Genomic DNA, 11350 nt, shown 5'->3' with positions numbered 1-11350 from the left:
TTTTATGTCACCTTTTTTTAAACTAAAAATACCGTTAATTATTATTTTAATATCTTCAGGTTGTTTTTGTAGCAATGGGCCTAAGCCTAAGCCTAATATTATATTTATATTGGCCGACGATTTCGGATATATGGATACACAGGCTTATGCCGCACATACATTGGGAGTTAGTAAAAACCTTATGTATTATGAAACTCCAAATATCGACCGTTTGGTTTCAGAAGGCGTTGCATTTGATCAAGCTTATGCGAATCAGTTATGTTCGCCCACCCGGTCAAGTCTGTTAACAGGAAAGTATGCCGCGAGGCTTGGTTTTACAACTGCAACACCCGAAAGAGCAACCTATTATAATCAAAATTTACCTGTTCCCGAAGGTAGTTATGCGCACGATGTAATTAATCACAGTGATAACATTAAAATTGAAATGGCTTGGCTCAATGGAAGTTCAAATACGGCACTTCCATCAGGCGCTGCACCCGATAACGGATGGGATGAAACCACTATTCCTGAAGCTCTAACAGATTATAATTCTTGTTTTATAGGTAAGTGGCATTTGGGAGGGCATGGTGCAAAAGGTTATACACCGCTCGATCAAGGGTTTGATGAAGCTCCAGCTTGGTTCGATGCAGGCGCTTCTAAATACATTAATTGGCGGTCAATTTGGAACAATCGATCGAAATCAAGATTTCCAAATGCTCCACAAGATTATAATTATGTAGGCAATGGTGGGGAAGAAACAGGCAAGAATTATTTAACCGATGATTTGACTCAGCATGCTATTAGGTATATTGAAAAGCAATCTAAATCTACCGAACAACCTTTCTTTTTGTATTTGTCTCATTTTGCAGTACACGGGCCGTATGAGGCTAAAAAAGAGGATGTTGATTATTTTAAAAACAAAAAAACAAGTGGTTGGAACAATCATAAAGACGAATATTATGCAGGAATGATAAAGGCTTTAGATAATTCTGTTGGTCGTATTTTAGATAAATTACAAGAATTAGGTTTGGATGATAATACCCTGGTGGTTTTTATGTCGGATAACGGCGGAATAGATTATAGAGTGACTCCAAACGGGAAAATCACCAGTAATTATCCGCTTACAGGAGGAAAGGCTTGTCTAACCGAAGGCGGAATCAGGGTTCCACTGGTTTTTAGATGGAAAGGGACTATTGCCAAAGGAAAATGGAGCCATCAGGTTGTAGATTGTAGTGATATTTTTCCAACGCTAATAGAAGCGGCAGGTTACAATCCTGGATTCGATTATCAGAAAGAAAATAGCATTGATGGTAGAAGTTTATTTGGGTTGTTGAATGATGTAGATAACAAAAAAAATAGTTACAAACGCAACACACATTATTGGTATTATCCCTTTAATGTAATTTATAATAATCCTTACGATGGACTGAGTTTAACACCACACTCCGCTATTCGTGAAGGGGATTATAAGTTAATTTTCGATTGGCATGGTCGTTTAAAACTGTTTAATATAGGAAAGGATATTTCGGAAACTAATAATCTTGCAAAACAAATGCCTGAACTCACTAACAGGTTATTTGACAAATTAATGGCTTGGACAAAAGAAAATGTAAAATCTACCTATTGGCCCAAATTAAACCTTAATTACAATCTAGAGAAGGATGTTCATGATGTTCCTTTCGTTGATTTATTGAAAATTTATAATGAAGGCGGAAATGTTGCGGCTAGTGCTAACTAGCTTTTGTCATGATTAAAAATGTTTCTTTGTGGGTGATTTTTTTCAAGATTTCTGCAACCAGAATAATTAAAATAGAGAGTATTCTTTAACATCATTACATATGATAATGAATCAAAAAAGTTTTCTAAAAAAATTAAAAACACTACTAAACATAACCGTCTTAGCAAGCTTGTTGTTGTGTTTGTTCCAATCGGAAGTTAAAGCGCAAAACACAACCCTCGAACAAAATTTTCAAAATCCTCCAGCATCTGCAAAAGCTCAAACCATTTGGTTTTGGATAAACGGCAATGTATCAAAAGCAGGTATAACAGCCGATTTGGAAGCGATGAAAACGGTTGGTATTCAAGGCGCGATACTGTTTAATGTGAGTTTGGGCAACCCAGAGGGCGTTGCGCCTTATTTAAGTCCAAAATGGTTAGAACTCTTTAAGTTCGCTGCTTTAGAAGCCAAACGGTTGGGTCTGGAGTTGGGCTTTCATAATGGTGCTGGCTGGTCCTCATCTGGTGGTCCTGCAATTACCCCTGAAAATGCAATGCAAGAACTGGTATATTCAGAAACCATACATTCAGGCAATACCATATTCAAAGGTAAATTGCCTCAACCAAAAATCAAATTAGATTATTATAAAGACATTGCGATACTCGCATTCCCAAAACCCAAAAGCGATGTACGTATTCATGATTTGGATATTAAAAGTCTTTCTCATAAAGTCCGAAATCATTTAAACCCCGATGATAAAACTATTTCAGATTTGGCAGTTATAAAGAAATCAGACATTATTGATTTAACATCGAAACTTGATTCTGATGGTTCGTTAACTTGGAAGGCACCTGCTGGGGAATGGGTGATTTTGCGTATGGGACACACCCCAACTGCTGAGATGAACCGTTTTCCTAGTGATGGCGGCCGTGGATTAGAATGCGACAAAATGAGTACCCAAGCTGTTGATTTATTTTGGAATGAAAGCATAATGCCTATTATTAACAAACTGGATACCTTAGTAGGTTCGGTAGTTAAAAGATGCCATTTAGATAGTTATGAAGTGGGAACAACCAACTGGACTAAGGATTTTGCTACGGAATTCAAAAGGCTTCGTTCTTATGATTGTCATTCATATTTACCTACGCTGGCGGGTTATTATGTAGAAAGTGGCGAAGCATCCGAACGATTTCTTTGGGACTTCCGTCGAACGATTGGCGATTTAATGGCAAAAAATTATTACGGAAGGCTAGCAGCTCTTAGCCATCAACACGGTATGCTGTTTTCCACCGAACCTTATTGGGGACCTTTCGATAATATGCAGGTGGGCGAGTCGGCCGATTTAGTGATGTCTGAGTTTTGGAGCGGAAGTCTCGCGTTTTTCGATTCCCCAAAATTTGTTGCTTCTATAGCCAAATTAAATGGCAATAACATTGCCGAGGCGGAGTCATTTACAGGTATGGGTGGATGGGACCAGCACCCTAGTAAACTTAAAGCGATGGGCGATTTGGCTTGGGCGCAGGGTATTAATCGCTTCGTTTTTCACAGTTATGTACATCAACCTTGGGATGTAGGCCCTGGATTAACTTTACAGGTTTTTGGAACTGATTTTAACCGTTTGAATACTTGGTGGAACCAAAGTAAACCCTTTGTAAACTATATCAATCGGGGTCAGTTTTTATTACAACAAGGTCAATCTGTTGCCGATGTTTTGCTGTTTACAGGAGAAGCTTCGCCAAATGATGCCTTATTGATGCCAGAAATAAAAGCCTTAGGATACGATTATGACGTGATAGGTTCCAATAAAATAAACGAATTGTCGGTAAGGGATGGTTTAATTTGCACCACAGTTGGCGATACATACCATGCGTTGGTACTTCCCTCAACGCCTTGGATGACACCTAAAACATTGGCTAAAATAGAAGCGCTGGTAAACGGTGGCGCTATTATTTTGGGTACAAAACCACGAAAATCACCTAGCCTTCAAAATTATCCAGAATGTGATGAACAGGTGAGAGATACGGCTATTAAATTATGGGATTCCAGACTCATAAATGATTTATCAATTTTGGATTTTCTAAAAAAGAGTAAGCTCCCTCCTGATTTTTCTGTTCAGCAAGAAAGTACAGAAGCTCTAGATTTTATCCACCGAAAAACAGCAGACACAGACATCTATTTTGTAGTGAACACACTAAAGGAAAGTAGAAATCTTGAATGCCGTTTTAGGGTTACCGGCAAACAACCTGAATTTTGGAATGCCGAAACAGGAGAAATTACAAAAGCTTCAGTATGGAAAAATAACGGCGATGGAACAACTACGGTTTCCATACCGTTTGCTTCAGAAGCAGCTGTTTTTGTGGTTTTTAGAATTTCGGATGATTTAGAACATCATATTGTAAGTGCTACAACGGCGTTACAAAAGCCAAAAGTTGAACCACTGCCAAACTTAAAAATTATAAAAGCGGAATACGGTACATTTTTACCTGATGGCGTAGTTGACGTTACAGAAGTCGTTTCAAATAGTGTTCTAAATAATCTACTGAAAATACAAGCAACTAGAGACCTCTGTGTAGGCGACCCAGCTCCGGGCTACAAAAAGGAATTGCGTATTCAATATAAAATAGGGCAAGAAATTCTGGAGAAAAATGCTATGGAACGCGAATGGCTGGAAGTCGCTGCACCTGACAGTGGGAAATTGGAAATCTTGAAAGCTGTTTTTGGAAAATTTAAAAGGGGAATCGATGGTATTCCACCTAATAAGCCAGTTTACGATGTAACTGACAAAGTTAATGCCATGGTGAATTCAGGAATATTCGAAATACCAGTCAATGACAGTTTTTCGGAAAAGAAAGATAGCTCAATTAAAAAATCCTTACGTATTGTATATGTTACAAATGATGAAGAAAAAACAGTTGTAGTATCGGATGGAGGCATATTGCGACTATCAAAAGTATCACCTGAATCAAAATTGAATTATGAAGATGGAATGTTAAATTGGGTAACGCCTTTAGCTGGTAAAATTACCTATCGTACTTCCGCAGGAAAAACAAAAACAGTAGAGGTGAAATCAGTCCCTGAACCTATGGTATTAACTGGTGCATGGGATGTTAGTTTTCCGCAGAAAAACGAAACGGTTTTAAAAGAAACGTTCAACAGCTTAACGTCGTGGACTACCTCTTCTAACGATGCTATCAGGTATTTCTCGGGTACAGCCAGCTATAAAAAACAATTTGAAGTTCCATCCAAATTTTTCAAATCTAATATTTGCTTACAGTTAGATTTAGGAAATGTAAAAGAGATAGCCGAAGTGTATTTAAATGGCAAAAATCTTGGAATTTTATGGAAAGCACCTTTTAGAATTAATATTGATGAAGCTGTTGTAAAAGGCACAAATACACTAGAGGTAAAAATTACCAATCTTTGGCCTAATCGACTAATTGGTGATGAACAATTACCTTCAGATTATAAATACAAAGGTTCGGTAGTTAATGAGTGGCCCGAATGGCTCTTAAACAATACTGACCGCCCAACAAATCGGGTCACTTTTGCAGCCTTTAAGCATTGGCACAAAGATTCTAAATTACTTCAATCGGGCTTATTGGGACCTGTTAAAATTATAGTTTCAAAAGTGGAAAAATTGAAATAGACTGGAATGAATTCAGCACAGTACAGGACAACATCTAAGAAGATTTAAAATAAATTTGAATCTTGGCATTATTTGTTTCTGGTAGAGGCTTAGCCGCTACCTGTAAGTGATATTCCAAGCAGAATTAACGATTTAAAGAAAACTTTTATATGAAGCAAATCTTATCAATAGCTATTTTATTTATTGGTTTGAGCACTGTTGCACAGCCCAAAAAGACAATGCCCAACATCCTTTTTATAGCGGTGGATGATTTACGTCCGGAACTGAACTGTTATGGTGCCAGCCAAATCAAATCGCCTAATTTAGATAAGTTGGCTGCTGAAGGCTTGGTTTTTAACAGAGCCTATTGCAATATTCCTGTTTGTGGTGCTTCAAGAGCCAGTCTTTTAACGGGCACAAGGCCTACGCGTTATCGTTTTATTGATGCCTATACCGAAAAAGACAAAGACAATCCCGAAGCCGTATCACTGCCGTTATTGCTTAAGAATAATGGTTATACAACTATTTCCAACGGAAAAATATACCATCATCAAAAAGATGATAAAGAGGCGTGGGACAGCCGTTGGTTTCCAAAAGGAAATATTCGTGATTATCAGTTGGCAGAGAATATTAAAAAGAATGCCAGTGCAAACCTTTCGGAAATAGGAGGAGCTGCTTTTGAAAATGCAAATGTGGATGATACCGCTTATTTTGATGGTAAAATTGCTCAAAAAGGGATTGCCGATTTGCGCAAACTGAAAAACAAAAACAAGCCGTTTTTTCTGGCTTTAGGTTTTATGAAACCCCACCTGCCATTCAACGCTCCTAAAAAATACTGGGATTTGTATGATAGAAATTCCATCACACTGCCGGAGAGTTACGTTCAACCCGAAACGACTCCCAAAGAAGCATTTCATAATTATGGCGAATTGCGCCTGTATGGTGGAATTCCAAAGAAAGGTGAATTATCAGAGGATTTGGCTAAAGAATTGATTCACGGTTATTATGCCTGCGTAAGTTATGTTGATGCACAAATTGGTTTGGTTCTCGATGAATTGAAACGCTTGAACTTAGAGGAAGATACTATTGTGATTTTATGGGGCGACCATGGCTGGAATTTAGGCGACCACAAACTGTGGTGCAAACATTCTACTTTCGAAACAGCGCTTAAAACCCCATTAATCATTAAAGTACCAGGAAAAACTAATGGTGCTATCAGCAACGATATTGTTGAGTATGTAGATGTCTATCCATCGTTAATAGAACTGGCAGGTTTGAAAATCCCAAGTACGGTTGAAGGCAAAAGTTTTGTGCCCATTATTAACGGAAATAAAAGTGATAAAAACTGGGCAGTGAGCAAGTTTAAAGATGCCGTAACCTTAATAAAGGGCGATTTATTTTATACCGAATGGACAGACGATCATGGGAAAGCCTACGCTCGAATGCTTTTCGACCATAAAACCGACCCTTTAGAGTTGGATAATTTAGCCGAAAAACCAGAATATCAAAATAAGGTAAATGAATTAGCTGCTGATTTAAGGGCAAAATGGGGAAAGGATTTTTTAAGAAAAAATTAATGTTTAATAGCAATAAATAGTTACCAATGTCAAAAGCTAAATATTTAGTTTTAATACTAATTTCCATATTTTATTTCTCAGGAAATAGTCAAAGTCAACACGCATCAAAACCCAACATAGTATTCATTTTAGCAGACGATTTAGGCTGGACAGATGTAAGCACGGGCAATACTAATTTCAATAATGGTTCTAAAATATTTCAAACCCCTGAGATTGATAAATTAGCATCCCAAGGCATGTCTTTTACTAATGCGTATACCAATCAAAACTGTGCGCCAACACGTGCTGCCTTGATAAGCGGGCAATACGCCACAGGTGTTGATAACGGCGTGTACAATGTTGGGTCATTAAAAAGACAAGACAAACGAACAAAAGGTTTTCCAAATGTGCTAATTGAGCCTCATGAGCAGCAAAAAGTAATTTTAGAAGATGGAATTAATATTTTCGATATACTCAAAACACAAGGATACCAAACTGCTTTAATTGGCAAAAGTCATGGTACACCACATCCTTTGAGAGGCGACTATGGTATCGACTTACCTGCCGACATTCATAATGAGATATCGGCTACTGTAAATGGAGAAAAAACGAAGTCGTATTATTTAGCATTGCATTCAGATGGCAATGGATGGACTTTTGGATCGGATTACTTTGATAAATATGCGCATCCGTATAGTCAAAAATATATAGATGAAAACTTATCGCCATACAAAAAGAATAGTAATCAATCGGTTTTAGTAGGAACACCTAAGCACCTTACAGATGCCATTGGTGATTTTTCGGTAGATTATATTAAAGAAAAAGCAAATACTTAAAAGCCATTTTTTCTTTACGTGCCCTTTCATGCGGTTCATTCAGATGTTGTTGGTCGTAAAGATTTAACCGAGAAATATTTAAAAAGAGGTTTAAGTGAAAAACAAGCAGAATACGCTTCTTTAATAGAACTTTTAGATCAAAATGTGGGTAAAATTAATAATGCCTTGAAAGACCCAAATGGTGATGGTGATTTTTCAGATGATATAACCAATAACACCCTGTTTATTTTTTATTCAGATATCGGAGGATTGGTTGATAATGTACCTCTTAAAGGCAAAAAAGGAAGTTTAGACGAAGGAGGTATTAGAGTCCCATTAATTTTTAGATTTCCCAATGTAATCAAAAAGAATTCAGTTTCAAATCAAGCAGTGCATTGTATTGATTTTTTACCAACATTAGCTGATTTTGCAGGAGTAGATATTGCTTCATTACAAAAAGCTAATGGGGAAAAAGCTATATACGACGGCGCATCTTTTGCACGTATTTTACAGGGGAAGCAAAAACGTATAGAACGCGACAATTTGTTTTGGCACCTCCCAGGATATATGGACGAAAGGTTTTCGCCTACCACACTCATTCAAAAACGCATTGGTAATGCCTATTATAAGCTTTTTTATTTTTATGAAACAGAAGAATTTGCTTTGTACAATTTGAAAAAAGATTTGGGAGAGAAAGACAATCTTTTAGAAAAGCCAACTTCAAAAAATATGAAGATTGCTTTAAAAATGAATGCTGATATGCTAGCTTGGTTAAAAGCAAATATGGCTCCTACGGGTACTTTTATAAAAAACGGAAATACAGTACCTTATCCAAAAGCAGATGCAGTTAGCAAATACAAACAATAATTATATACTATTGAAAATGAAAAAATATAATCTGAAACTGCTTCTCTTTGGATGTATCTCTTTAACAATGATTTCATGCTCGGCTCAAAAGAAGCAAGAAGTAGCGAATGTTAAAAATTCACAGAGTCAAAACACAAAACCCAATATTATATTTTATTTGTCTGATGATCAAGATGTGTATGATTATGGTTGTTATGGGAACGAAAAAGTTAAAACCCCCGCAGTCGATCGAATTGCTAGAGAAGGGATTTTGTTCGAAAATGCCTTTACAGGTCAGGCGATATGTGCCCCTAGTAGATCGCAATTATTTACAGGGAAATATCCTTTGAAAAACGGTTGTTTTGCGAATCATTCCAAAGTAAAACCCGATATCGTTAGTATTACCAAGCAGCTGCGAAAACTTGGTTATGAAGTGGTTTTGGCAGGAAAAAGTCATGTGAGTCCTGATGAAGTTTTTGATTGGGACAAAGAATGGCATGCGGTAGAAAGACCCGAAGGCCCAAGAGAATATATTCCAATTGATAGTATTCAAAGATATTTTAAAACGGCCAATAAGCCATTTTGTATGTTCATAACATCATATTATCCGCATTCGGAGTATTTTAATGTGGATGGTGCTTCTGCAAATGACATCAAGTTTTACCCTTTCAATGAAAGCAAAAAGAACAATGCTGCTTTTATAAAAGACAAAGCAGGGTATTACAGAAGCATTGAAGAAGATAACAAACAATTAGACCAAGTGCTTGCGGCTGCTGATAACTATTTAGGAGACAATACCCTAATTATATATAGCGCAGACCATGGTGTTTCTGGGAAATTTACAGTAAAAGATATTGGTTTGAAAGTACCTTTTGTGGTACGTTGGCCCAAGGTAATTATACCGGGTTCCAAATCAAATCAACTCATACATTATACCGATGTATTGCCCACATTTATGGATATTGCAGGTGGTAAAGCCACAGCTGATATGGATGGCAAAAGCTTCTTGCCAATTCTAAAAGGGCAGGATATTGAAATTAATAAATACGTTTATGGCGTACGGACAAATCAAAATATTTTGAATTCTGAAGTTTTTCCGTCTCGAATGATTCGTGATAGCCGTTACAAATACATCCGAAATTTTAATTCCATTGAAGTGGTAGAAAAGAATCTAACAAATAAACCAAATGTTGATTTTTTCATTCGTAGAGGCGCTACCGCTTTTAAAAACGAACCCTTTGAAGAATTGTATGATTTGAAAAACGACCCTTTCGAACAAAATAATCTAATAAACAAACCCGAATTAAAAGAGATTAAAGAGCGATTAATCAAAGACCTATTTAGTTGGATGACATTTCAAGGCGACTTTTTAAACAATCAACCGGGTAATATGCCACTGATAAAAGGAAAAGGAAAAGCTGGTTTCAGGCTAGACGAAGATACGCCTCGAAGAAAAATTCCAGATTCAATAAAAAACACATTAAACGAAGGGGATTATTTAGTCATCAAGCATTGGTAGTTTTAAGTTAATTAAAAGCAATTTTAATAAAACTTGTTTTGATTATTTTATAAAGATTGACTAAAAATTGTAAAGTTTTAGATTTCTAAGATTCTTATGAATCATGATAACACTAGGTAATATAAATAATCACCGAAGCTAGATTTGTTTTTTAACAAAAAATAATAAATATATATATTTATGCAAGCAATATTAGGTATTCTATTTCATTCATTAGGCGGTGTCGCTGCCGGTAGTTTTTACATGCCTTACAACAAAGTTAAAGGCTGGTCTTGGGAAACCTATTGGATGGTTGGTGGCGTTATGTCGTGGTTAATTGTACCGCCAATTGCAGCATTTTTAACCGTTCCTGGTTTTATGGAAATTATTACATCATGTTCAAACACAATTTTAGGATTTACTTTTTTAATGGGGTTGCTTTGGGGAGTTGGAGGTTTATCCTATGGGTTAGGAGTACGCTATTTGGGTATGTCCCTGGGAAACTCAGTAGTTCTCGGATTTTGTGCCGCTTTTGGGGCCATTGTACCTTCTATTTATTACAATTTTAATCCTCAGGTTGGTAAAACTTCTTTTTCGGACATGTTAGCGAGCTCTGGCGGACAAATTGTATTGTTGGGAGTCTTGATTTGTATTATTGGTATTGCCGTTTGCGGTAAGGCTGGTATTATGAAAGAAAATGAACTTTCAGAGGAGGAAAAAAAGAAAAGTGTTACAGAATTCAATTTAATTAAAGGACTCATAGTTGCAGTACTATCTGGAATTTTAAGTTCCTTTTTTAGTTTTGGTATAGAAGCAGGAAAACCACTTGCAGATGCTGCCGTTGCAGCAGGTTACGATCATTTATTTGCCAATAATGTTACTTTTGTTGTGATTCTTTGGGGAGGTTTAGCAACCAATCTCATCTGGACGACCCTATTAAGCATAAAAAATAAATCATATAAAAATTTTACAAATTCTAGTACACCTATTCGCAATAATATTTTGTTTTCAGCATTAGCGGGAACGATTTGGTTTTTACAATTCTTTTTCTACGGCATGGGTGAAAGTAAATTAGGTAATGGTGCTAGTTCATGGATTTTGCACATGTCGACCATTATTCTTACAGCTAACCTTTGGGGGATATATCGTAAAGAATGGCAAGGTGTTGCTAAGAAAACTAAATGGACCATTGCTACAGGAATTGTTGTTATTCTCCTATCTGTAGTTTTGGTTGGTATTGGCAATTCTATTTAATGCATGACAATACAGGATACTTTTTTTAAAGCAGCTTGTTAATTTTATTGTTTAATATTT

5 protein-coding genes and 1 pseudogene are annotated in these 11350 nt (G+C 36.5%); all 6 read left to right on the top strand.

Annotation, left to right across the window (positions count from 1 at the left end):
* Positions 1 to 4: 4 nt before the first annotated feature.
* The 6 genes and pseudogenes from AW14_RS13060 to rhaT all read left to right on the top strand — a co-directional run bounded on the left by AW14_RS13060 (position 5) and on the right by rhaT (position 11290).
* Complete coding sequence (locus tag AW14_RS13060; RefSeq protein WP_044639207.1) at positions 5 to 1717, top strand: sulfatase; 1713 nt, start codon at positions 5 to 7, stop codon at positions 1715 to 1717.
* A 100-nt stretch (positions 1718 to 1817) separates the two neighbouring features.
* The gene (locus AW14_RS13055; protein WP_044639206.1) at positions 1818 to 5342 is read left to right on the top strand and encodes a glycosyl hydrolase; all 3525 of its coding nucleotides are present in this window, start codon (positions 1818 to 1820) and stop codon (positions 5340 to 5342) included.
* Between the two features lie 149 nt (positions 5343 to 5491).
* Complete coding sequence (locus tag AW14_RS13050) at positions 5492 to 6898, top strand: sulfatase (RefSeq protein WP_044639205.1); 1407 nt, start codon at positions 5492 to 5494, stop codon at positions 6896 to 6898.
* Positions 6899 to 6924: 26 nt separating this feature from the next.
* A pseudogene (locus tag AW14_RS15150) lies at positions 6925 to 8559 on the top strand (sulfatase-like hydrolase/transferase).
* A 67-nt stretch (positions 8560 to 8626) separates the two neighbouring features.
* Positions 8627 to 10057, top strand: a complete 1431-nt coding sequence (locus AW14_RS13035; RefSeq protein ID WP_245617597.1) for a sulfatase family protein — start codon at positions 8627 to 8629, stop codon at positions 10055 to 10057.
* A 180-nt stretch (positions 10058 to 10237) separates the two neighbouring features.
* The gene (gene rhaT / locus AW14_RS13030; RefSeq protein WP_044639201.1) at positions 10238 to 11290 is read left to right on the top strand and encodes an L-rhamnose/proton symporter RhaT; all 1053 of its coding nucleotides are present in this window, start codon (positions 10238 to 10240) and stop codon (positions 11288 to 11290) included.
* Positions 11291 to 11350: the final 60 nt, after the last annotated feature.

It is taken from the genome of Siansivirga zeaxanthinifaciens CC-SAMT-1, from assembly GCF_000941055.1.
GTDB classification, from domain to species: Bacteria; Bacteroidota; Bacteroidia; order Flavobacteriales; family Flavobacteriaceae; genus Siansivirga; species Siansivirga zeaxanthinifaciens.
The sequence above is the reverse complement of the archived record's forward strand: the minus strand, read 5'-3'. Positions and strand labels throughout refer to the sequence as shown.

Excerpts from the sequence above, each read along its gene's own strand:
- AW14_RS13060 (WP_044639207.1), top strand. The coding sequence starts at position 5 with ATGTCACCTTTTTTTAAACTAAAAATACCGTTAATTATTATTTTAATA.
- AW14_RS13055 (WP_044639206.1), top strand. The coding sequence starts at position 1,818 with ATGATAATGAATCAAAAAAGTTTTCTAAAAAAATTAAAAACACTACTA.
- AW14_RS13050 (WP_044639205.1), top strand. The coding sequence starts at position 5,492 with ATGAAGCAAATCTTATCAATAGCTATTTTATTTATTGGTTTGAGCACT.
- AW14_RS13035 (WP_245617597.1), top strand. The coding sequence starts at position 8,627 with ATGATTTCATGCTCGGCTCAAAAGAAGCAAGAAGTAGCGAATGTTAAA.
- rhaT (WP_044639201.1), top strand. The coding sequence starts at position 10,238 with ATGCAAGCAATATTAGGTATTCTATTTCATTCATTAGGCGGTGTCGCT.